Genomic DNA, 21,370 nt, shown 5'->3' on the forward strand with positions numbered 1-21,370 from the left:
TGAGAAGCTTCCGCAAAGAAAGAGATGTTCTTTCTATGTTCTTATGCCGGTAGATGTATAACGCAGTCAAAGCGGACGTCCACACTCTCTCCAGTGAATGACCGCTTCGAGCCCAGAGCGAGCAATTTCTGATAGCTCAAAGGCTCTTTGCTTATAAGGTTTGCGTTGCATCAAAACTGTCGCTGAAAAGAATTTGACGAAAGGCTGAACAGCTACGAGTTTAACTTAATCACGTCACGCCGATGTTTTTTCTCGATTCCAGCATACAGATTTCCTATACTAAAGTAGCAATCAGTGAGTGGTTGTTTCATTTTATCGATTCTGGTCGCTCCTCCCATTTGCGGGCGGAGCGACAAATTTTTTTAACGATGCTTGACGAAAAGCGTTTGAACCAGCTTCTTGATCCGATTGTTTGAATGATTCTTTTGTCTTCCGCTAAAATAAGTTCGGTAAATGCTGCCGCTTTCCAAGTTCACTGAATTTTTTTGCTGCGCTCGAGCATAACGCAGAGTTTACTCCTGACCGTTCTAGAATTCGCGGCCGAGACTAAAGTCTAGGATAGGGGTGGGTCCACAAAAGCAACGTTAACTGAGCAAAACGGATACTTCACATAGATCGGGCGAGTGTTCAAAAGGTCCTAACTACAGCGGAGAGTTCGAATTTGCTAGCAAAGCGGCTTGCGTTCTATTACTCACCCGCAGTTTTCCGAGAATATTCGTTATATGAAACTTCACGGTCACTTCTTTTAAACTTAAATCTTGCGCTATCGATTTGTTGGATTGACCTGATGCCAGCATCTGGAGGATCTGCCTCTCCCGAGCTGTTAAGCCATAGATTTTCAGTCTATCTTCAGATTGTTCCAGAGAATTGTCACTTGAGTGATCAACAGGATTATTCGCAATCAGTTCGTTGATACTAGCTAGCATCAAATCCACAGGCATAGACTTTGGAAAATAGGCCAGCGCCCCAAGTTCAATGGCTTTATCCGCAACTTCAGGAGAGGCCACTCCGGAAATTATCACTGTTTTTTGGTTTGGAAACCGCGATCTGAGTCTCACTAGACCCTCTAACCCGTCCATTCCTGGCATCTGATAGTCAATAATGGCGAGATCGATGTTTCTGAAAGCTGAAAGCGATACGTATGCTTCTTCAGCGCTTGAAGCTACCTTTACTTCAAACCCAGCTTTTTCAGTCAGATAGGCGGCCAAGGTGTCGCGAACCAGTTGGTGATCATCGGCTAGTAAAATGGTATGCATCGACAACTAGGTTGCCTCCGAAAAAAGAGCTATTTTCCACCAAGCGGCGATTGGCTCGGCTTTCCTCACAGTGTGTTCGCTGCCCAATTAAATGATAACATCACTGTAACACCATGCATTTGGGGAGGCCAACTCTATGATATCAAAAAGTGTTCTGAGCATCGTTTTAGCACTTGTCGCGATGTGTTTTTCATCAGCTAACGCACAAAATTCAATCCAATTGACGGTAGTACTTGTTGGGGGAGAGCAAATAGAACTCTCATTGGAGGACTTGGATTCGTTGGAACAGGTTTCCTTTTCTACTTCTACAATTTGGACTGAAGGAGTCCGACAATTCAGCGGCGTGCCGGTTTCCGGACTGCTTGGGTACCTCAACGCCGAAGGTAGTCTGCTTAAACTATTCGCTTTAAACGACTATTCAATAGAAATGCCCGTTGCAGAGTTGGAGGCGGAAGTGCCGATAATCGCGACCCGTATTGACGGCGCCACAATATCGGTTCGTGAAAAAGGACCTTACTGGATAATGTTTCCGTTTGACGACAGTCCTGACTATCAGACAGAGTCGACTTTCGCTCGCTCAATCTGGCAGTTGCAACGAATTGTTCTTCTCGAATGAGTTGTAAGCGACTCTAATCTAAAAGGCAGAGTCTCGGGGAGTTGTGATGCAAGATAAACTGGCCAGGATTCTTATTCCGGCATCCGTGATATTTCTTGTTGCGCTCGTGGTTGCCTTGGGGCGGAATCTTTGGCTTGAACAGCGCGCTTTGTCCACTGCTGGTAACGAAAATGCCCAGTGGACAATTTTGCAGCTGGACACTGAGTTTGCTAATTTGCGTTCTGTTTTGCTTGAGGAATCTTCAAGTCTCAGCCCCGACAGTGCAAGGATCGACATACAGACCCAAATCGCCTTGAGCCGAATAGACCTCGTTAGTGAGGGAGTCGCTCGAGAAATAATCGAGAGCGATAACCGTGCTACGGAGCTGTTGCAACAACTCCATCAATTCGCCGAAGAAGCTACCAAACTTACTCAAAGCGACAGCCTACCCGCTGTTGTTGATGAACTTTTCGACTTGACGACACTTTACAAGCCAGTGGCAAGAGAATTGTCGTTGCTGGGAGTGTCTATCGGTGCCGAAAGAACTGAAGCTCGCCGACAAGAGTTTTCATCAACTCTTAGAAATGCCGGTGTGATCGCAACTTCAGTCGTCATTTTATTGGCTGCTGTGCTTCTGTTTTTGTACAGAATGCTGCGGATATCAAGGAAGCGCGACCTCGCACTTCGCGAAACGACAGCCCGGTTAGAGTCGACAGTTTCAGCTTCGCTTGATGCTATAGTGATTGGAAATGAGAAGGGAGAAATTGTAGAATTTAATCAAGCTGCTGAACATGTTTTTGGCTCGAAGAAGAAGGAAGTTTTAGGTAGGAAAATTGAAGGCACGATTCTGCCTGCTGTACCTTCCCAAGAAGGTAATGAGGCCGATAATATCGAACTTCCCAATCTTCTTTCTGGGTTTTCTGAAAATAAGCGAGTTGAGATTTTGGGAACTAGGCGAAACGGGGAGGAATTCCCGGCTGAAGTCAATGTCATAAGGGCTTCAAAGGCCGGTAGCCCCTTGGTTGCCGTTTACCTGAGGGACATAAGTGAAAGAAAGCGCAATGAGCGAGCGCTATTGGAGGCCAAGGAGAAAGCAGAGCGAACTGATAGGGCAAAATCGCGGTTCTTGGAGATAATGAGCCATGAAATGCGAACTCCTATCACTGGCATTCTAGGAGTTTTGGACCTCCTCAAGACCACAGACCTTACGGAGAAACAAAGCCACTTCTTGGAGGTGGCCATCGCGTCTGGAGAAATTCTGCTGAAGCAAGTAAACGAAGCCCTTGATATTGCGCGAATAGAGTCTGGTTCTCTGGTTCTGTCACCTGCTAAGTTCAACCCACACAATAAAATATCGCAAGTCATTGCAATTCTTGAACCATTGGCGATGGCAAAAGGATTGAAACTGAAAACCGACCTTGATCCTGACTTGTACGGCTACTTCATTGCTGACGAAGTGCGTGTCGGCCAAATCGTCACGAACCTGGTTGGAAATGCTATCAAGTTTACTTCCGTTGGAAGTGTCAATGTCCAGTTGCACGGCAACATCTCGCAGCAGATCACTAACTTAATTTTGACTGTCTCAGACACGGGAGACGGGATACCAGAAAACCAATTTGAAAAAGTTTTCGAAGACTATGTGACGCTTACACTAGACAAAGGTCGACTGCCTAGGGGAGATGGTCTTGGACTACCAATTTCAAGAAAAATTGCGAGGATGATGGGGGGAGACATTACTGTTTGCTCCCAGTTGGGACGCGGAAGTCATTTTACCCTAACTATACCCATGAAAAAAGCGTCCGACTCTCTGCGAAATGGACCTAAGGTCGATCGCTTAAACTCAGTAAGATCCGCCCCGAGTGTGCAGAAACTTTCTGTTCTCGTCGTTGAAGATAACGCCGTCAACAACTCGGTTCTTTGTGAAATGCTATCAAGCTTGGGTCACAACGTTCAAAGTGCGCTCTCAGGGGACGAAGGATGGGAATTGGCAATAAGCACAAAGCATGATGTCATTCTTATGGACATTGGTTTACCTGACACTGATGGGTGTAAACTGACTGAGAGGATCAGAATGTCGGGTGGCCCGAACAAAACCAGTCGGATTCACGGGCTTTCTGCTTACGATGAAGGGGAATATCTCGAAAATGCTCTGAAATCTGGCATGGACGGTTATTCAACCAAACCAATTCGCCTCCGGGATCTCCAAAAGGTATTGCTGGGAGAACCGTTGGATTCGGGCCCTGTGAGGGGAGATGCATCTTTAATTGATACAAAAATACTGCAAGAACTTGGCGACACACTAGGTCAAGCGCAAATGGAGAATGCTCTGCGGGAATTCTTCGAAGAGATGTTCAATTTCTGTGTGGAACACGAGATGCTTTCTGATTTGAATGAGAGAGGGGAACTAGCATCCCACCTACATAAACTCAGCGGTGCAGCCGCTTTGTTCGGTTTTCGCTCGTTGACGAAAGTTGTTGAGCACACCCGTAAGCAAGCTGTCGTGGCAGATACAAACTCACTAGAAATCGCTTTAAGCCGCTTAAAGCAAGAGACCGAAGAGACTCGCCGGAGAATGGAAAAACTAGAATTCTTTAAGAAAACTGACGGTTCGCGCCCGTACATTAGCTAGTTTTTTGTCTACTTTTGGCGAGTTCTGTCTTGCCGAGCTATTCTAATTGGTAGGTTGATAAAATTTATCGGCAGCAAATAATGCGGAGATCAAAAACAAAAGAACGGTACTCACTCACCGGAACAAACTATCGTTCTTAGCCCGCCGACGTTGTTCGGCGGGTGTTTTTGTTGGTCTTGTCGAAAAAACTTGGGTCGAGGCGGGCAAGAAGCTGTCGTAGCTTCCAATCAACAAAACAAGGTAGACATCCAAGTACTTGAAAAACAAGACCCGTGATCATTCGTCCGGCTGTGAAGCTGAATGTGTGGTTCTCTCTTCGCTTCGAAATGTAAAAAACCTCACACACGAGCGTGGCATCGAAGTAAGTCATGTAACTTTTGTCGTAAAAGGGTAGTTCAGATCACCTTCATACGCCGCTCTGAAGAAACGGCAGCTTTGTCCGCATTGCGGTCGCTCGCGACATTCGGGCGAACGTCCGAACTGAGCCCATTTTGACGGATGCTGCACGGCGCATGAATGTCCGGATTAAGCGACAAGCCTGAACACTACACAATTAAAGGCGGTTTGACCTGAGAAACGGGACGCGCATACGCTGTCGTCGACAAAAAAAGCGACAAAGGTTTTTTCATGACATTTCAATTGGCAGGTAACGGACCCAAAATTTACGAAGAAGTCATGGTGCCCCTTTGGTTTGGCCGGTGGGCTGAAGCGCTTGTTGAACAGGCTTCACTAGGTTCTTCGGAACGTGTCTTAGATGTTGCTTGCGGAACAGGTGTGACGACCCGACTGGCGAAGTCAAAGGTTGGAACTAGCGGCCAGGTCGATGGTTTGGACATCAACGCGCCAATGCTCACCAAGGCACAAGAATTAGCTGTTGATCTCGATATTCGATGGATTGAGAGCGATGTATGCGGGAGCGGACTGCCTTCAGGGTCTTACGATGTCATTCTTTCGCAGCATGGCTACCATTACTTTCCGGAAAAGCCCAAAGCTCTAAGTGAGTTCTTGCGGCTTCTGGTTCCAGGTGGGCGCCTGGCCTTCTCAATCTGGGATGGGCATAGCGCTTACACTGAAGCCCTATGCTCTGCTGTTGCCCACCACATCTCCCCCGAGATTGCAGAAAAGCAAAGGGCTCAACGGCAGACGCCAACAGCGGAAAAATTAAAACAGCAGGTCGCGGATCAAGGGTTTTCGGATGTGGCCGTTCACCGGCAAGAACTGATGATCGATGTTCCGCTTGCGCCCGAATTTGTGCCCATGCATCTGGCGTCTATGCCAATTGCAGGCGCGTTTCTCGCACTCGGAGAAGAGGCGCAAAATGCCTTGATCCAGGAGGTCGCGGAAAAGCTCGACGCATATGTTGTAGGAGATAGACTTGTCTATCCTGACGCGGTGAATGTCGTAACAGGACGAAAATAGCATCCCCGCGTCGCTCATTCCTGTGTGAAGCCACAACCCAGTTAGGTTGATATCCAATCGCAAACTTGCTGCGTCTGGCGCTGAAAGCAGACGTTGGCGCAGCTGTGGCGAAAGTACGCTTTGTCCGCAATTCTGCCGTTCAGCAGATTTCAGCGAACGTCCGCTGCCGTTCAATTCAGACCTTCAGGCAAAATTTCTAGGAATGACCACGAACAATGACCGCTACCCGTTCCTAACGGCATCATCCATGTCATTCGTAAAGGCCCACGATGTCCGGGTGCACTATTCAAGTATGGGTCGCATATGACCCACTGAATCGGTTTGTCTTGCGGTCACACTAAAGTGCCTTCAAGGACATCTGACATGTTAAGGTTTGTAAAGGTTGGGTAACGAAGAGCTGCGAAAGATCGCTTATGTGCTGGTTGAACAGCTTCAAAAGAACGTCACCGTCGACTGGCACCTCAAAGAAAGCGCTCGGGCCAAGTTGCGGGTGCTGGTTCGACGCATCTTAAAAAAATACGGATATCCACCTGATCTTGCTCCAGTTGCGATCAACACGGTCCTAAGTCAGGCGGAAACGCTGTTACGATGGACGTAGAGATGTAGTTTCGAATCCGTGAAAGTAACCTAGCTTTACCACCTCGTTGTTTTTGGCGCTCACGTTATGGTTTCCCACTGCCGAGCCAGACCGTTCCACACCCTGCCATTTGGGCCGTCGCGTTCCCATTCCGAAAGGCTTCGCCAATCTTCCAGGCTGACCACCTTATTCGCTTGCAGTGCGCCTGGTCACCATTTCATTGGCAATCCCAGTCGCGGTAAGCCGGAAGCTTAAAAAACAACCAGCCCGCGCCTGACGACAACAAACAAGCGGATGTGACGCCGCCACACCAATGGTCATTGATGCCCTCAGGCTTGTTTCTGCACTCCTGCCTCGTCCGCAGACTCAGCAGGCTCTGCCGTCACATCAACTGTGTCGGTTTCGTCCAATGGTTCCACCTCTTCAGGTTCGTCCGATTTGTCCTCAAGCGCACCGACAATGAGTGGCAGCATGTGAACACCGGTTGCGCTGGCGATCTCGGGGGTTTGCGGCGTTTGCCAGCTGAGCGTATCGAAGCTGCCGCAATTCTGGCACACCGGGGCCCATTCTGGTTGGATGTCGTGGCAGTTGTCACAGACCCACTGCGGACCACGCGGCGCGTTGAGCGCCTTGGCCAACCAACCTTGTACAACAGCGTCCGAAGCGCCCTCGCCCCGTTCGATCGCCGCCATCAGAGTGTACGCCCGCGCATCGCCTTGTTTTTCAACCACATCCCCCAGCGCGCGGCGGGCTTCGGGGAAGTCTTCGGCCACGATGTTTAACTCGGCCAGAATCAGACGGGTCTCCATATTTTCGGGGTGAATACGCGTAAGTGCGGTAAAGCGCTTGATCCTTTGCGCGGGCGTCTCATCCGGTGCAATCTCGGCGAAAGCGTGGGCCAGGTCAGGATGCGGCTGCGCCTCCCATGCTTTTTTCAGGATCTTGGTCGCGGGGCGGGCTTTACCTTTGGCAATATACGCACGTGCGGCCATCGCCGCCGCAGGCACCAGATCTGGCGACAGTCGATTGGCTTCGATTGCATGTTCCTGCTGTTCCAGGCTGGCGTCTTCGTCCAGAATGTCCTTGGCTTCAGACAAAGCCAAAACCGCATCACGGCGCTTGAACACATCGCGCGGCAGGTAACCAGCCTTCAGTTTGGACGACAAAGTCGAGCGCGCGCCGGCCCAGTCCTGCGCCTTGGTTTGAAGGTTCAGCAGAACATCTTGCGTTTCTTCATGGCGCGGTTTGATTGCCAACGCCTTTTCGGCCAGCTTGCGAGCGGTTTCGTCATCACCTTCGGCCAGCTTCTGCTTCATGATCCCGCGCACGCCGACAAATCGAGTCGCGTTATTGGTCACGAGTTTCTTGTAGGTGTCGGCCGCTTTCTTGGTGTCGCCCGTCATCTCGGCCGCCTGCGCCACCAATAGATTGGTCAGTTCCGGCTTGTTGAGCAGCTTCTCGGCCTTGTTAGCCTTGGTCATGGCCGCACGCCCTTCCCCCGAAGCCAAAGCCATCAATCCATCTGCCAGAGCCTGATACCCGCGCTGTTCACGGCTACGGTCGAAATACCGCGACAGGGCCGTTTCATCGCCATTCAGGAACTTCAGCGTCGCCACCAAAAGGCTAAGCAGTTTGAAGAACAACCAGACCGCAAACACCAGCACGCCCAGCGCAATCACGGATTGCAGCGGCCCCAGTGTAAATTCCGTACCCGCGACGGTGATCTGCACCCCGCCACTGGTTTGCATCAGGAAGTGACCGCCAAGCGCCAGCAGGCCGATAATCGCAACAAAGACAAGGATCTTAAACAGTGACCACAGCATGGCAGGTCCTTCAGTTCGAGTTCAGGCTGGAAGCCAATGAGTTCGCCGCATCAACAGCAGCAACCCGTGTCTGGGCCGCCTGCTCCCAATCGGCCATCGCGGTCTGCGCCGCTTCGGGAAGTGATTTCAGTTCGCTTAACGCTTTGGACAGGTCTCCATCCGCCAATGCGGCCTGCGCGCGCGACAGGACTGCGTCAGGCCCGTCGCCTTCCTGCGGCGTAACTGAACGTGCTCCTGTCTGCCGTTGTAGGAAAGCGATCAGACCCGTACCCTTATCCGCATCGCGCGCGTCTGCCAGTGCAGTTCGGGCAGCAGGGTCAAAAATCTCCCGCAAGGATGACAAGGTTTCCACGCCTTCCTCAGCTGGCCCTGTCAAAGCATCCGGTACATCCACACCGCCCGACTTCAGTTCAGCAACCAGTTCGGAATAAGGTTGTCCTGCATCCAGCTGCCCGCGCAGACGAGACAGAACCGCGGCGTTCGTCGCAGCTTGTGCGTCGGCGGATGCTTTCGCCTCAAGCGCCTGCGCATCCGACACCATTTTTTCAACCTCGGCCCGTTGCGCCGCCAGCGAATCCTGGAGCTTTTTCAGTTCAGCCTCAACGGCGGCTGTGGCTTCAGGTGAGGTATTGGATTCGATTGGAGCTTTCTCAAGCGCTGTGATCCGATCCGCCAAAGGCGCGACCTGACCGGACAGCGCTTCAACCGAGGATTTGACCGCGCTCAGGTCACCTTCGACCGGGGTCAATTTATCCGACAGCGCTTTGATCTGATCCGTCAAACCAGACGTATCCGGGCCGTTTGTCAGCCCTTGTGACAGTTTGGCGATTTGATCCGACTGATCCGCAAGTTTCGATTCCATCGCCGCCAGCGCGTCAGAATTGTCAGCACCACCCGGCAGCAGCCCGCCATTGCCCAGCGCAAATCCGACCACGGCAGCAACGGCACCGCCCAGCAAAGCAGGCACAAAGCCACCGCGTTTTTCGACCACGCGCTCAACCGTCTTTTCCGCAACCGGAGCGATCTCCTCCGTCGGAGCTTCGGCTTCGGCTTCGGCTTCGGCTTCGGCTTCGGCTTCGGCTTCGGCTTCGGCTTCGGAAAGGTCCTCAGCTAAGGGTTCGCTTGGGTCAACAGGCGTCTCCTCCTGTTGCGGCTCGGATTCGACAACGTCGTCCGCCTTGGGGTCTTCCACCGGCTTTTCGTCGGATTTCTTCTTACCAGCCACCGCAATATTCCCCTTATCGAATCCAAATTCAGATGAATAACAGCCCAAGCTAAGTTAATCGGGGACCTCGTCTCTCTCAACCCGCAACACATGTTTTACAAGCTTTTTAACCGCCTTACGCATTTTCTTGGGTGTCGGCGCTTTGGCGATCTTCAGGTGCGTATAGTCCAAGGAATAAAGGGGATCAGCCGTCGCGCGGCTGATTGCGGCCAGCCAAAGCGGAGCCGAGCCCGACCAAATATCGGCAAAATGTCGCGCCGTTCGAGGCGAAAAAAGTGGGGCGATTATCGGCAAATCGTCGTTCGCGGCTTGGGTCGCCTCAGATGTTAGCGGCAACAGAATCTGTTGATAAACCGGCTGTTCGCGTACCGTCAGGCCGGATTCGGTGAGCCGCCCCGCGATGTTGCCTCGTGTATGTTCGCCACGCAAATGCAACAAAGGGCTTTGGGGTCGATGTTTCAACAGATGCCCCACAAGCTCTTCGGCTGTGGTGCCTGCCATCTCGGCCTGCCAGCCATAGCCCTTGGCTGTCCCGGTCGTCGCGGGGCCAACGCAATAGGCGGGCAAATCGCGGTCGACACCCATTGAAGCCGCCGCGTTCACCGCATTGGCCGAGGTAAAGATCACACCCTGCAAACCTACGGTATCAACCGCAGCGGGCAGTGGGCGAATTTCGAGAATCGGGGAATAGATGACCTGAACCCGGGACCTGGTGCGGGTCGGCAACTGCGCGACAAACCGTTTCGAGGCTGCGCGCGGGCGGGTCATCAACAAATACAACGTTTGGCGCCTTGGCCCTTGAGGATTGTTTGCATCCGCGCAGGGTGATACCCCGCCGTTGGTAACATGATGCAACGGATCAGGGTGATGGTGCAAACACTTACCGTGCTGGGATTGGAAAGCAGCTGTGACGACACGGCTGCTGCTGTTGTGCGCCAAACCGAAGGTGAGGACGCTGAAATCCTGTCATCGGTGGTGCATGGCCAAACCGAGTTGCACAGTACTTATGGTGGTGTTGTGCCCGAAATCGCTGCGCGGGCACACGCGGAAAAGCTGGACATCTGCGTTAAACAAGCGCTAGCGGCCGCCAACCTTGGTCTGCGTGACATGGACGCCATCGCCGTCACTGCCGGCCCTGGCCTGATCGGTGGCGTCATGTCCGGCGTCATGTGTGCCAAGGGGCTGAGCGCCGCCACCGGCCTGCCCCTGATCGGCGTCAATCACCTTGCCGGGCACGCGCTGACACCGCGCCTGACAGACGGGATCAGCTTTCCCTATTTGATACTTCTGGTCTCGGGCGGCCATTGCCAGTACCTGGTCGCACACGGGCCCGAACAGTTCACCCGTCTTGGCGGGACGATAGACGACGCCCCCGGCGAAGCCTTTGACAAAACCGCGCGTTTGCTGGGCCTGCCGCAACCGGGCGGCCCGTCGGTCGAGGCCGAAGCCCGTTCCGGTGACCCGAAACGCTTTCGCTTTCCCCGGCCGCTGCTGGACAGGACCGGCTGTGATCTCTCTTTCTCGGGGTTGAAAACGGCTTTGATGCGGATGCGTGACCAAATCGTCGCGGAAAAGGGCGGGCTGACCCGTCAGGACCGCGCGGATTTGTGCGCCGGATTCCAACAGGCGATTGTGGACACCTTGGCCGAGAAAACCCGACGCGCGATGGACCAGTATCTGGTCCTCAATCCTTCCGAACCCGTCATCGCCGTTGCCGGGGGCGTGGCGGCAAATTCAGCCATTCGTGCTGCGTTAGAGACTGTTTGCGCCGAAAAGGGTACGAGATTCACGGCCCCCCCGCTTCCGCTGTGTACGGACAACGCCGCGATGATCGCCTATGCGGGGCTCGAACGGTTTCGCGCCGGCTCACGCGACGGCCTAGACCTGACCGCACGTCCCCGGTGGCCACTGGATCAGCGCAGCCCTGCAATGCTGGGCAGCGGTAAGAAGGGAGCCAAGGCATGAGTATTTCTGTTCTGGGCTCTGGCGCATTCGGAACCGCGCTGGCGATCTCGCTGGCGGGCAACGGGCCGGTGACGTTGTGGGCGCGGGATGCGGAGCAGGCGCAACAAATGCAAATGTCGCGAAGAAACGAGACCCGCCTGCCCGGTGTAACCCTGCCGCCAAGCATTGCCGCTACGGCAGACATCAAGGAAGCTTGCACAGCAGATACGCTTCTTCTGGCTGTTCCAATGCAGAAACTGCGACAGGCTTTGACGTCTCATGCGCCCTTGTTGCAGGGCAAAACGCTGGTCGCCTGCTGCAAAGGGATTGAACTGTCCTCGGGCCTCGGTCCGATAGCCGTGATTGAAAGTGTTGTGCCGACTGCAGACGTCGCACTGCTGACCGGGCCCAGCTTTGCAGACGACATCGCACGCGGCCTGCCAACAGCGCTGACACTGGCATGTGCAGATGCCCAGATCGGCAAATCGCTGCAAGCCGAGCTAACAACGACAAATCTTCGTCTTTATCGCACGACCGACACGGTTGGGGCCGAGCTGGGCGGGGCATTGAAGAATGTCATGGCCATCGCATGTGGCGCAACGATGGGTGCCGGGTTGGGTGACAGTGCGCGGGCGGCTTTGCTGACACGCGGATTTGTCGAAATGCAGCGTTTCGCCACAGCGCGCGGGGCGCGACCAGATACGCTGATGGGCCTGTCCGGGCTGGGTGATCTGGTGCTGACCTGCTCATCCGATCTGTCCCGAAATTATCGTTTTGGCCTTAGTTTGGGTCTAAATCAGCGCTTTGACAGCCAGACGACAGTCGAAGGTGTCGCGACTGCCTGCGCCTTGTCCGACATCGCAAGCAAAGAAGGCTTGGACATGCCCATCAGTACCACTGTGGCGGACCTGAGTCGCGGTGCTTACAGTGTACCTGAGGCCATTCAAACCCTACTCAATCGACCCCTTAAGGAGGAATAACATGCTGATCGCTCTCATCGCCAAAGACAAACCCGGTGCCCTGCAAACTCGGCTGGACAATCGCAGCGCGCATCTGGCGTACATCGAGGAAACAGGTGTTGTGGCGCAGGCTGGCCCTCTGCTGGATGGCGATGCCATGATCGGCTCACTGGTCATTCTGGATGTCAAAGATTTGGCTGCTGCACAAACATGGGCCGACAACGACCCTTACGCCAAAGCAGGGTTGTTCCAATCCGTTGACCTGATTCCATGGAAAAAAGTGATTGGCTGATGGCATATTGGCTGTTCAAGTCCGAACCCTCAACCTGGAGCTGGGACCAACAAGTCGCCAAGGGGGACGCAGGCGAAGAGTGGGATGGCGTGCGCAACTATCAGGCGCGCAATTTTATGCGGCAGATGGCCATCGGAGATTGGGGGTTCTTCTACCATTCGCAAAAGGACAAATCGGTGGTGGGAATCGTCGAGGTTTGCGCTGAGGCGCATGCCGACAGCACCACTGACGATGAACGGTGGGAATGCGTGGATATCAAGGCAGTTCGGCCCTTTGCCAAACCGGCGACGCTGGACCAGATCAAGGCGGACGAACGTCTGGCTGAAATGGTGCTGGTCAAGAACTCGCGCTTGTCGGTGCAGCCGGTGACTGAATACGAATGGAAGGTGATTTGCGCACTGGGCGATACGCAGCCTGATTGACGTGTAAACCTGTGTCTGGCGTAAAACTTCTCAAGCGCTCGACAAAATGCTATGTTTCTCTGGGCTTCGCCGGGTGGGGGCTTGCCATCTGCGGTTTTTACAACCGCAGACGCTTGGTGGTGTTCGAATAAAATTCGGTCTTTCTTGAAAGTGTGACCCCATGTCTGACGTTAAAGGCGGCAGTGGGATTCTCGAAGACGCCGTCGCTGCGAAGAACACAAAAACCTGGGAAGCGCGCCTGAAAGAGGCGCGCGAAAAGCGTACAAACGCGCTGGCTGATGGAAAGGTCGAAGCGCGCGAACCACCGCGCTTGAAACCAACTGAGACAGACCTGCTACCGCCAACAGATGACACTGAGGTCGACGAGATCGTGTCCGAACGGGTACGCTCACTCCACCTGAACGAACCTGTTAGCAAACCGCCTTCGAAAAGCCGAATCCCTATAATTTTGGCGGCTCTGTTTTGTGGGGCTTTGCTGCATTGGGCCGGAACAAAGGTGATTGAAACACGACAGTCCACGCCAGAAAACTCTGTTGTGCAATCGAATGATCCTATCGACGAACCTGCATTGGACGAAACACTTTCGCCTACATCTGCAGCGATCGAGCAAATTCCTGAGGATCCGGCCCCACCCGCGCTTGAGGAAGAAATCCAAGCTCCGATTCTTGAGAAAAAGCCAGTTCCCCCCTCCATTGATATTGATGAAACACCACCGCAAGAAACCGAAGCATCACTTGCCCCGCCGATTGTGTTTCTTCCCTCCTTACTTGAACCTGTTTTGGAGGCTCCGGAAACGCTTGCCAAACCAGTATCATTTTCAGTTCCCGTTGCGCCGCAAAATCCCGCTTCCGGCCTGCTGAACAAGCGTAGTTCTTTACAGCCGACACAGGCAGTCTTCGACCCATTGCCTAAAGAGATCACGCAATCAGCGACTCCGAATTACTCTGAGGTAAAACCACTTCAACCCCCTAAACCTTCGATCGACCTTGAAGTGTCACTGTTCGTTCCGTCACGGGTATCACAAGACACCAGCGACCGGGCATTCGAACTTTTGAACGAAAGCCAAGCGAATGTGGTTGCGACGGCGCGTGTAGGCTATCGGATCAGAGAAACTCAGGTGCGGTATTATCACCCTGCAGACGCTGAAAACGCCGACCTTGCTGCCAAGGCTTTGGGTGGTATTGCGCGGGACTTCACAGGTTCTGGCAGCAAAACACGCCCTGGGCGCATTGAGGTCTATCTTGCTGGCGCAGGCGGAGGTGCAAACCGCACTTCAGACAATCAACCCAACAGTATCGACAACTTTATAGAACGCATTCTGAATGAGCTTAGATAACAAATAAGGGAAGGTTCTGACCGTCCTGGTCACGGTTTAAACTTAGCCCAACCATGACCATGGTTTCAAATACCAAGTCCCTAAACTTCAATTCAAAAACAAAACGCCCGCCAGTAATCGACGGGCGCAGAATGACTTTGCGCGATGATCAGCTGTAAACAGACTCTTTACGGAAATGCTTGGTCAGCATGTAATAGACCACAGCGCGGTATTTGTTACGCTCGGACATGCCATAGGTTTCCATGGCTTTATTGATCCCTTCCATCAATTCAGGCCCATCGGCCAGACCCAGCTTTTTGATCAGGAAGTTGTTCTTGACGGTTTCCAGTTCGGACTCTTGGCTGGCTGCAACAGTTGCCGCATCTGCGTCATAGATCGCCGGACCACAACCGATCGTAACCTTGGTTAAAAGGTCCATATCGGGATCCATCCCACACTTGTCCTTCAAGTCTTCTGCGTATTTGGCGATCAATTCGTCGCGCTTGCCCATATCCCAATCTCCTTAATGCGTTAATTCGGCCCTTATCACCGATGGCCGGAAGACTAGCCGCGCCCGTGTGTATTCCAAAAGGAAAAAAATTCGCGATTTCTCCCCCTTGGTCAAATTTGGGATGAAGGCTTCTAAACAATCTAACGACAGTATCCCCAACCCGGTCCTTGCAAGTGAAAGTGATCGGCATGCAAACGATTGAAATCAGGGCCAAGAACTACCCGGAACCATTCGCAGGCGCCACGCCAGATTTGTCTCAGAAACGCTGCCTCTGGTTCATTACGTTGCCAGTCAGCCAGTAAGGTCAGCGTCCGACCATCGGCAGTATCCAGCCCGATAACATCAATCGAGTCTGCGCGCGCGTGGCTGCTCCACCCGCTGTTTTCGCCCTGCGCTGTGCGCATACGACGGCAATTGTAACTACCGATGTGGCGCAATCGGGTAATTTCGGTCCCAAGCAGATCCTGCGCGGCGGGTTGCACAACGTGGTTTTCCCACATGGCCAGACGCAACGTGGTGGTGCAACTCGTTTCCACAGGCTCCATCCGAGCCGTCACCAGTTGCGACAGCAAACCACGCCCGCTGATGCCGCAATTCTGATCGACAATCAGGTCCTGCATTGCTGGGAATTGCACACCTGCCTCTGCCAAAGCAGCCCTGCACTGCGCCTCATTTGCCAGCGCGCGGTTCAACTGCCATTTTGTGACCGGCGTCACCGGCGCGCTGATTTTCAGATCGCGCAACGGATTCCAGTAAGAAGGCACCGGCGTATTGGGATGCGTCAATAGCCACCATCCCCCACCGCCCAGCAGGATCACTACGACCGCCAGCCTGAAAAAGAAAGACGCCGTCGAGTACAAAAACCGGCGGCGTCCAGAAGTCTGCGTCATCGTCAGACAGCACTTAGTAGCGGTAGTGTTCCGGCTTGTAGGGACCTTCCGGCTTCACGCCGATATAGGCGGCCTGATCGGCGTCCATCTGGGTCAGCTTCACGCCGATGCGGTCGAGGTGCAGGCGAGCCACTTTCTCATCCAGATGCTTGGGCAGGATGTAGACCTCGTTTTGGTACTGGTCGCCTTTGGTGAACAGCTCGATCTGCGCCAGAACCTGGTTGGTGAAGGATGCCGACATCACGAACGAGGGGTGCCCGGTGGCGTTGCCGAGGTTCAGCAGACGGCCTTCGGACAGCAGGATGATGCGGTTGCCCGAGGGCATCTCGATCATATCCACCTGTTCCTTGATGTTGGTCCATTTGTGGTTCTTCAGGCTGGCGACCTGGATTTCGTTGTCGAAGTGACCAATGTTGCCAACGATGGCCATGTCCTTCATCGCGCGCATATGCTCGATACGGATAACGTCCTTGTTGCCGGTGGTGGTGATAAAGATATCCGCGCTGGCAACTTCGTCTTCCAACAGGGTGACTTCGAAACCGTCCATCGCCGCTTGCAAGGCGCAGATCGGGTCAACTTCGGTCACTTTCACACGGGCACCTGCGCCGCGCAGCGAAGCGGCCGAGCCTTTACCCACGTCGCCATAGCCACAAACCACGGCAACCTTACCGGCCATCATGGTGTCGGTGGCGCGGCGAATGCCATCGACCAGCGATTCCTTACAGCCGTATTTGTTGTCAAATTTCGACTTGGTGACCGAGTCGTTCACGTTGATCGCCGGGAACGGCAGGTGGCCGTCTTTCACCAGCTGATACAGGCGGTTCACACCAGTCGTGGTTTCCTCGGACACACCCTGAATTTGGTCGCGCATCTTGGTGAACCAACCCGGCGATGCTTCCATGCGTTTAGCGATCTGCTTCTTGATCACTTCTTCCTCTTCCGAGCCTGGGACCGGGATGATGTCCTCACCCGCTTCGGCGCGAGCGCCCAGCAGGATATACAGCGTCGCGTCGCCGCCATCGTCCAGGATCATGTTCGGGCCGTCTCCGAACAGGAAGGACTTGTCCAGATAATCCCAATGCTCTTCCAGCGTCTGACCCTTGATGGCGAAGACCGGAACACCGGCTTCGGCAATCGCTGCCGCTGCGTGGTCTTGGGTTGAGAAAATATTGCATGACGCCCAGCGCACATCCGCACCCAGTGCGACCAGTGTTTCGATCAGTACACCCGTCTGGATGGTCATGTGCAGCGATCCAACGATGCGCGCACCTTTGAGCGGCTTGCTTTCACCGTATTCCGCGCGCAGGGACATCAGGCCCGGCATTTCGGTTTCGGCAATGTCCAATTCCTTACGGCCGAACCCGGCCAGTGAAATGTCCTTAACGATATAGTCCCCGGCCATCAGGCGCTCCATTTTCCGGTTAATCTTAGTCCCGGCTGCCCTAGCATTCCTTGGGGCGGGAGGCAATGTAGACGACTTCCAACCAAAAGATGTAAGTCTTTGTCAGCTTGGGATTCCTTCAATTTTTATCTTTGGTATCGCTTCAAAAAAATCAGTGCCAACGGCAACAATGCAACTGATTCCATTCGCATTGGTGACCAAAACGGTATAGCTACCAGTTTCCTTAGAGGTCCAAACCTCCATCACCGAATGCGCCCCGCGTGTCTTTTGCAGACCACCAAAGGCCAATTCCTCGGCGTAGTTTTCCTGCAATTTGGAGATAATATCGTCGCGCTCAGCGCAATTCTTGGCAAAGGCCGGCGGGGCTGTTGCAGCCATTCCAAAAGTCAGTGCAAGGGCGAACAAACGCTTGAACATGGCAAACTCCTTTCGTTTCGCGTTTCGCTTGTGAGAGGAGCACACCGGGAGAAGCGTGTGCCCCCCTCGGTTTTTATGTCGGGATCGAATGATGTTGTTTCAAAGCACGAATGCTCAAGAAAACGTTGGCAGCAAGTGATCCTGACAGGTAAATCATACCATAAAATACGATTTTTATGTGTCCGACTTCACAAGGCATGGCAAAATGGCAACACAACCCCGAGCATGGCAGAGGATGCTGTCAGGCCGCAGGCTGGACCTTTTGGACCCAACCCCGGTAGATATCGAGATCGAAGATATTGCGCATGGATTGGCCTTTGTCGCCCGTTGGAACGGCCAGACAAACGGCGACTTTGCCTATTCCGTGGCCGAACATTCCCTGCTGGTCGAAGAAATTTTTGGCCGGATTGCCCCAAATGCACCGATAAAATGGCGGCTGGCGGCGCTGTTACATGACGCACCGGAATATGTGATCGGCGACATGATTTCACCCGTCAAATCCGCTGTTGGCCCCGACTATGGCGCGCTGGATGATCGGTTGGCGGCCGCCATTCATATCCGGTTCGGTCTGCCCGCCGAGGTGCCGAAGACCGTAAAACGTCAAATCAAGAAGGCCGACAAGATCAGCGCCTGGATGGAGGCAACCCAGATCGCGGGTTTTTCCGAGGCTGAGGCAACGAAGTTCTTTGGCCGTCCGGATCGGGCGGTGATGGAGGGGTTGCAGATTACGCTGAGACCTCCGATTGAGGTGCGGCAAGCCTATACCGCGCGGCATGAAGATCTGCTTGCGCAGCTATAATCAGCAATCCGAACGACGAAAAGTAATGGTGCAGGCAGTTTAATGCCAGTCAAATTAGCCGTGGCTGGACTGTCTTTCTTTTAGTTTGGGTCGCGATCTTTGTTGCAATACCAGAATATCTTACCGCGGGCTACGTTTCGCCAAAATCCGCTGCAACGTTCTACGGTGCATGTTCAACCGCCGAGCGGTTTCCGAGACATTCCGGTCGCACAACTCGTAGACCCGCTGGATATGTTCCCACCGCACGCGATCCGCGCTCATGGGGTTTTCAGGGGGCGGAGGCAGTTCGTCGCCCTTGGCCAGCAGCGCGTTTGTGATGTCAGTCGCGTCGGCAGGTTTTGAAAGGTAGTCCGTCGCGCCGATTTTCACAGCGGCCACGGCGGTGGCGATGGCGCCATACCCGGTCAGGACCACAACCCGGCTATCGGGGCGCTTTTCGCGCAGCACTTCGACCACATCCAGCCCGTTGCCATCCTCGAGCCGAAGATCAACAACGGCATAAGCCGGAGGACGCGCGGTTGAAATAGCGCGGCCTGCTGCAACGGAACCCGCGGTTTCGACCTCAAAGCCACGCTTTTCCATGGCCTTGGCCAAACGTCTCAGAAACGGCTCGTCATCATCTACAAGAAGCAGGGATTTGTCAGGGCCGATATCAAGCTGAGAACTGTCTGCCATATTTGGGTCTTTCTGCTATTTCATGCCTTTGGCTTGGGTATGAGTAATAGCAGCGCGCGAACAAAGGTCAAACAACCTTGTTACGATGCGGCCTGATCCAGAAAGCACCCAACTTTGTCCGCCATCTGCTCGGCCGTGTTATCGCGCTTGAAAAACTCAAGAAAACCATGTTCGGGCGTGACCAGATAGGTAAAAGTGGAGTGATCGACCAGATAATACTCATCGCTTTTGTCATGCGCCTTGTAATAGGTCTTGTAGGCCTTGCTGGCCGCCTTCACTTGCTCGGGCGAGCCGGTAAGCGCGATGGTCTTGCCGCCCAGATTAAAGGCATAGTCATCCACAACCTCTGGCGTGTCGCGTTCGGGGTCGATTGAAATGAACAGCGGCGTTGCGGAATAACCCCGTTCGGCCAGAATATCCACGGCCTCTGCATTGCGCGACATGTCGAAGGGGCAGACATCCGGGCAGAACGTATAGCCAAAATAAACCAGCGTAGGTTCGGTGATCACATCTGCGTCAGTGACAGTCTCACCCTTGCCATTAACCAGCTCAAAGGGCCCGCCGATGGCCGCCGCGCCTCCGGCGATCTGACTGGACCGGCATTGCGCGAACTGGTCATCAGAACCGCTACCACGCGTCAGAAGCCACATGGCCCCAAGGCCAATTGCCAACACAACAGTTGCAAGAATTGCGTATAGACGGGTCATTTCAGTTTTCCGGTCGCAAGGGGTTGTTGAACGTTTCGGCCGGGACACCTATCAAGATGATCAGCCTATGCAACAGGACATAAGGAACCAATGGCAGAATCCAACCAGACCTTTTGGCGCGGCCAGGAACGCAGCAGCTGGATTCGCCTGCGCACCCTTATCCTGTTGCGATGGGTGGCCATCATTGGCCAGTTCACAGCCATCACCGTTGCCCAGCAATATTATGATGTGCAACTGCAACTGGGCCTGTGTTATCTGGCCATTGGCATTTCCGTCATGGGCAACCTGACAGCCATCCTGTTGTTCCCACAAAACAAGCGCCTGACCGAGTTCGAAAACTTCTTAATGGTTCTTTTCGACCTGCTGCAACTGTCGATATTGCTGTATCTGACGGGGGGGTTGAACAACCCGTTTGCACTGCTTCTGTTAGGGCCGGTTACAATTTCCGCCAATGTTATGAGCACCCGATCGACCCTGATCGTTGGGGCCGTGGCGATTGTTCTGACAACCCTGCTGGCCGAGTTCCACCTGCCTCTACGCACCAGTCTGGGACTTGTTCTGGATATCCCGGATATTCTGCTGTTCGGAAACTGGGCCGCGATTGTCATCGCTATTGTGTTTATCGGCGCCTATTCCCACCGCGTCAGCTCGGAAGTTCAATCCATGTCCGAGGCATTGGCCGCAACGCATATGGCATTGGCGCGCGAACAGAAGCTGACCGATCTGGGTGGCGTTGTTGCGGCTGCCGCGCATGAGCTGGGGACACCTCTGGCAACAATCAAACTGACCAGCGCGGAACTGATCGAGGAACTGGACGATCACCCGGACTTGAAGGAAGACGCCGCATTGATCCGCGAGCAGGCCGATCGGTGCCGCGATATTCTGCGGGATATGGGCCGAGCCGGCAAAGACGACCTTCATTTGCGACAGGCGCCACTGTCAACCGTGGTGAACGAGGCGGCCGAGCCACATGTGGGGCGCGGAAAAGAGGTTCATTTCTCGGAAGGGCCGGCGTTGGACGGCGATGTGCAGCAGCCGTCAATCCTGCGAAAACCCGAAATCATTCACGGGTTGCGCAACCTGATCCAGAATGCAGTGGATTTTGCCCGAGCCAATGTCTGGGTCGAGGCCGAGTGGACCGACACAGTGATCACAGTCAGCATCATGGACGACGGTCGAGGGTATCCGTCACACATGATCGGACGCATCGGTGATCCTTTTATGCGGCGCAGGCGCGCTGACGCCGACAAGAAAGCCCGGCCTGAATACGAAGGCATGGGCCTTGGCCTGTTCATCGCCAAAACCTTATTGGAGCGCAGCGGTGCCGAGTTGGAATTCGCCAACGGCGCGGACCCTTATCAAAACCTGACTGACGACCCGGCGCGCAAGGGGGCTATTGTCAAAGTGTCGTGGCCCCGCAAACTGATCGACGCGCAAAAAGGTGACACACCCGTCCCTTCGGGTTTGAACGAACGTATCCAGGTGTAAGTTAAGAGACCGTTAACCAAACACA

Annotated in this window: 21 protein-coding genes; 11 read left to right on the forward strand and 10 right to left on the reverse strand. The window is 53.9% G+C overall.

What is annotated here, in order from left to right; genetic code table 11:
* Positions 1-641: 641 nt before the first annotated feature.
* Positions 642-1,256, reverse strand: coding sequence for a response regulator transcription factor (locus GOV91_RS04475; protein ID WP_170388913.1), 615 nt, complete (start codon positions 1,254-1,256; stop codon positions 642-644).
* Positions 1,257-1,392: 136 nt separating this feature from the next.
* On the opposite strand from GOV91_RS04475, the gene GOV91_RS04480 reads away from it, so the two are divergent.
* From GOV91_RS04480 to GOV91_RS04495, 4 genes are all read left to right on the forward strand, one after another.
* Complete coding sequence (locus GOV91_RS04480; protein WP_170388914.1) at positions 1,393-1,872, forward strand: oxidoreductase; 480 nt, start codon at positions 1,393-1,395, stop codon at positions 1,870-1,872.
* Positions 1,873-1,918: 46 nt separating this feature from the next.
* Positions 1,919-4,480: an ATP-binding protein gene (locus GOV91_RS04485; protein ID WP_171234600.1), complete on the forward strand. Its 2,562-nt coding sequence runs from the start codon at positions 1,919-1,921 to the stop codon at positions 4,478-4,480.
* 627 nt (positions 4,481-5,107) lie between these two features.
* Positions 5,108-5,899, forward strand: a complete 792-nt coding sequence (locus tag GOV91_RS04490) for a class I SAM-dependent methyltransferase (RefSeq protein WP_171208531.1) — start codon at positions 5,108-5,110, stop codon at positions 5,897-5,899.
* A gap of 382 nt (positions 5,900-6,281) precedes the next feature.
* Positions 6,282-6,497, forward strand: coding sequence for a type I restriction enzyme endonuclease domain-containing protein (locus GOV91_RS04495; RefSeq protein WP_217352012.1), 216 nt, complete (start codon positions 6,282-6,284; stop codon positions 6,495-6,497).
* A gap of 308 nt (positions 6,498-6,805) precedes the next feature.
* Here GOV91_RS04495 and GOV91_RS04500 read toward each other — a convergent pair whose 3' ends face one another.
* From GOV91_RS04500 to GOV91_RS04510, 3 genes are read right to left on the reverse strand one after another with little or no spacing between them, the layout of a single operon-like run.
* Entirely contained in the window at positions 6,806-8,299 is a 1,494-nt protein-coding gene (locus GOV91_RS04500) for a heme biosynthesis protein HemY (RefSeq protein ID WP_171234601.1), read from the reverse strand.
* A 10-nt stretch (positions 8,300-8,309) separates the two neighbouring features.
* The gene (locus GOV91_RS04505; RefSeq protein ID WP_171234602.1) at positions 8,310-9,524 is read right to left on the reverse strand and encodes a hypothetical protein; all 1,215 of its coding nucleotides are present in this window, start codon (positions 9,522-9,524) and stop codon (positions 8,310-8,312) included.
* Between the two features lie 54 nt (positions 9,525-9,578).
* Positions 9,579-10,292 carry a uroporphyrinogen-III synthase gene (locus GOV91_RS04510; protein ID WP_171178799.1) on the reverse strand — a complete coding sequence of 238 codons (714 nt, stop codon included), beginning with the start codon at positions 10,290-10,292 and terminating at the stop codon, positions 9,579-9,581.
* A gap of 99 nt (positions 10,293-10,391) precedes the next feature.
* Here GOV91_RS04510 and tsaD point away from each other — a divergent pair, with 99 nt between their 5' ends.
* The 5 genes from tsaD to GOV91_RS04535 all read left to right on the forward strand — a co-directional run bounded on the left by tsaD (position 10,392) and on the right by GOV91_RS04535 (position 14,477).
* A complete protein-coding gene (tsaD, locus tag GOV91_RS04515) occupies positions 10,392-11,489 on the forward strand; it encodes a tRNA (adenosine(37)-N6)-threonylcarbamoyltransferase complex transferase subunit TsaD (RefSeq protein ID WP_171234603.1) in 1,098 nt (365 codons plus the stop codon).
* Positions 11,486-12,448, forward strand: coding sequence for an NAD(P)H-dependent glycerol-3-phosphate dehydrogenase (locus GOV91_RS04520; protein ID WP_171234604.1), 963 nt, complete (start codon positions 11,486-11,488; stop codon positions 12,446-12,448). The genes tsaD and GOV91_RS04520 overlap by 4 nt, the downstream gene beginning before the upstream one ends.
* A gap of 1 nt (position 12,449) precedes the next feature.
* Complete coding sequence (locus GOV91_RS04525) at positions 12,450-12,719, forward strand: YciI family protein (protein ID WP_171178793.1); 270 nt, start codon at positions 12,450-12,452, stop codon at positions 12,717-12,719.
* Entirely contained in the window at positions 12,719-13,141 is a 423-nt protein-coding gene (locus GOV91_RS04530; RefSeq protein WP_171234834.1) for an EVE domain-containing protein, read from the forward strand. Before GOV91_RS04525 ends, GOV91_RS04530 begins: the two co-directional genes overlap by 1 nt.
* Positions 13,142-13,301: 160 nt before the next feature.
* A complete protein-coding gene (locus tag GOV91_RS04535; RefSeq protein WP_171234605.1) occupies positions 13,302-14,477 on the forward strand; it encodes a hypothetical protein in 1,176 nt (391 codons plus the stop codon).
* Between the two features lie 148 nt (positions 14,478-14,625).
* On the opposite strand, the gene GOV91_RS04540 is transcribed toward GOV91_RS04535, so the two are convergent.
* The 4 genes from GOV91_RS04540 to GOV91_RS04555 all read right to left on the reverse strand — a co-directional run bounded on the left by GOV91_RS04540 (position 14,626) and on the right by GOV91_RS04555 (position 17,676).
* Positions 14,626-14,967 carry a DUF2853 family protein gene (locus GOV91_RS04540; protein WP_171178779.1) on the reverse strand — a complete coding sequence of 114 codons (342 nt, stop codon included), beginning with the start codon at positions 14,965-14,967 and terminating at the stop codon, positions 14,626-14,628.
* A 140-nt stretch (positions 14,968-15,107) separates the two neighbouring features.
* A complete protein-coding gene (locus tag GOV91_RS04545; protein ID WP_171234606.1) occupies positions 15,108-15,857 on the reverse strand; it encodes an extensin family protein in 750 nt (249 codons plus the stop codon).
* 13 nt (positions 15,858-15,870) lie between these two features.
* Positions 15,871-17,259 carry an adenosylhomocysteinase gene (ahcY, locus tag GOV91_RS04550; protein ID WP_171234607.1) on the reverse strand — a complete coding sequence of 463 codons (1,389 nt, stop codon included), beginning with the start codon at positions 17,257-17,259 and terminating at the stop codon, positions 15,871-15,873.
* Between the two features lie 102 nt (positions 17,260-17,361).
* On the reverse strand, positions 17,362-17,676 hold the full coding sequence (locus GOV91_RS04555; RefSeq protein WP_171234608.1) for a hypothetical protein: 315 nt from the start codon (positions 17,674-17,676) through the stop codon (positions 17,362-17,364).
* A gap of 205 nt (positions 17,677-17,881) precedes the next feature.
* Between GOV91_RS04555 and GOV91_RS04560 the strand changes: the two genes are divergently transcribed.
* On the forward strand, positions 17,882-18,475 hold the full coding sequence (locus GOV91_RS04560) for an HD domain-containing protein (protein WP_171178772.1): 594 nt from the start codon (positions 17,882-17,884) through the stop codon (positions 18,473-18,475).
* A 120-nt stretch (positions 18,476-18,595) separates the two neighbouring features.
* Here GOV91_RS04560 and GOV91_RS04565 read toward each other — a convergent pair whose 3' ends face one another.
* Both GOV91_RS04565 and GOV91_RS04570 read right to left on the reverse strand, forming a co-directional pair.
* On the reverse strand, positions 18,596-19,150 hold the full coding sequence (locus GOV91_RS04565; RefSeq protein WP_050604676.1) for an ActR/PrrA/RegA family redox response regulator transcription factor: 555 nt from the start codon (positions 19,148-19,150) through the stop codon (positions 18,596-18,598).
* 80 nt (positions 19,151-19,230) lie between these two features.
* Positions 19,231-19,857, reverse strand: coding sequence for an SCO family protein (locus GOV91_RS04570; protein WP_171234609.1), 627 nt, complete (start codon positions 19,855-19,857; stop codon positions 19,231-19,233).
* Positions 19,858-19,947: 90 nt separating this feature from the next.
* On the opposite strand from GOV91_RS04570, the gene regB reads away from it, so the two are divergent.
* Positions 19,948-21,345, forward strand: a complete 1,398-nt coding sequence (gene regB / locus GOV91_RS04575; protein WP_171178767.1) for a sensor histidine kinase RegB — start codon at positions 19,948-19,950, stop codon at positions 21,343-21,345.
* Positions 21,346-21,370: the final 25 nt, after the last annotated feature.

The sequence above is a fragment of the Ruegeria sp. HKCCA6837 genome (assembly GCF_013034475.1).
In the GTDB taxonomy this organism is placed as follows: domain Bacteria; phylum Pseudomonadota; class Alphaproteobacteria; order Rhodobacterales; family Rhodobacteraceae; genus Ruegeria.

Bases quoted from the DNA above. Each gene is read 5' to 3' on its own strand.
- GOV91_RS04480 (WP_170388914.1), top strand. From the start codon at position 1,393: ATGATATCAAAAAGTGTTCTGAGCATCGTTTTAGCACTTGTCGCGATG.
- GOV91_RS04565 (WP_050604676.1), bottom strand. From the start codon at position 19,150: ATGGCAGACAGTTCTCAGCTTGATATCGGCCCTGACAAATCCCTGCTT.
- GOV91_RS04545 (WP_171234606.1), bottom strand. From the start codon at position 15,857: ATGACGCAGACTTCTGGACGCCGCCGGTTTTTGTACTCGACGGCGTCT.
- GOV91_RS04475 (WP_170388913.1), bottom strand. From the start codon at position 1,256: ATGCATACCATTTTACTAGCCGATGATCACCAACTGGTTCGCGACACC.
- GOV91_RS04535 (WP_171234605.1), top strand. From the start codon at position 13,302: ATGTCTGACGTTAAAGGCGGCAGTGGGATTCTCGAAGACGCCGTCGCT.
- GOV91_RS04525 (WP_171178793.1), top strand. From the start codon at position 12,450: ATGCTGATCGCTCTCATCGCCAAAGACAAACCCGGTGCCCTGCAAACT.
- GOV91_RS04540 (WP_171178779.1), bottom strand. From the start codon at position 14,967: ATGGGCAAGCGCGACGAATTGATCGCCAAATACGCAGAAGACTTGAAG.
- GOV91_RS04560 (WP_171178772.1), top strand. From the start codon at position 17,882: ATGGCAACACAACCCCGAGCATGGCAGAGGATGCTGTCAGGCCGCAGG.
- GOV91_RS04500 (WP_171234601.1), bottom strand. From the start codon at position 8,299: ATGCTGTGGTCACTGTTTAAGATCCTTGTCTTTGTTGCGATTATCGGC.
- GOV91_RS04520 (WP_171234604.1), top strand. From the start codon at position 11,486: ATGAGTATTTCTGTTCTGGGCTCTGGCGCATTCGGAACCGCGCTGGCG.
- GOV91_RS04530 (WP_171234834.1), top strand. From the start codon at position 12,719: ATGGCATATTGGCTGTTCAAGTCCGAACCCTCAACCTGGAGCTGGGAC.
- tsaD (WP_171234603.1), top strand. From the start codon at position 10,392: ATGGTGCAAACACTTACCGTGCTGGGATTGGAAAGCAGCTGTGACGAC.
- GOV91_RS04485 (WP_171234600.1), top strand. From the start codon at position 1,919: ATGCAAGATAAACTGGCCAGGATTCTTATTCCGGCATCCGTGATATTT.
- GOV91_RS04510 (WP_171178799.1), bottom strand. From the start codon at position 10,292: ATGACCCGCCCGCGCGCAGCCTCGAAACGGTTTGTCGCGCAGTTGCCG.
- ahcY (WP_171234607.1), bottom strand. From the start codon at position 17,259: ATGGCCGGGGACTATATCGTTAAGGACATTTCACTGGCCGGGTTCGGC.
- GOV91_RS04490 (WP_171208531.1), top strand. From the start codon at position 5,108: ATGACATTTCAATTGGCAGGTAACGGACCCAAAATTTACGAAGAAGTC.
- GOV91_RS04555 (WP_171234608.1), bottom strand. From the start codon at position 17,676: ATGTTCAAGCGTTTGTTCGCCCTTGCACTGACTTTTGGAATGGCTGCA.
- GOV91_RS04570 (WP_171234609.1), bottom strand. From the start codon at position 19,857: ATGACCCGTCTATACGCAATTCTTGCAACTGTTGTGTTGGCAATTGGC.
- regB (WP_171178767.1), top strand. From the start codon at position 19,948: ATGGCAGAATCCAACCAGACCTTTTGGCGCGGCCAGGAACGCAGCAGC.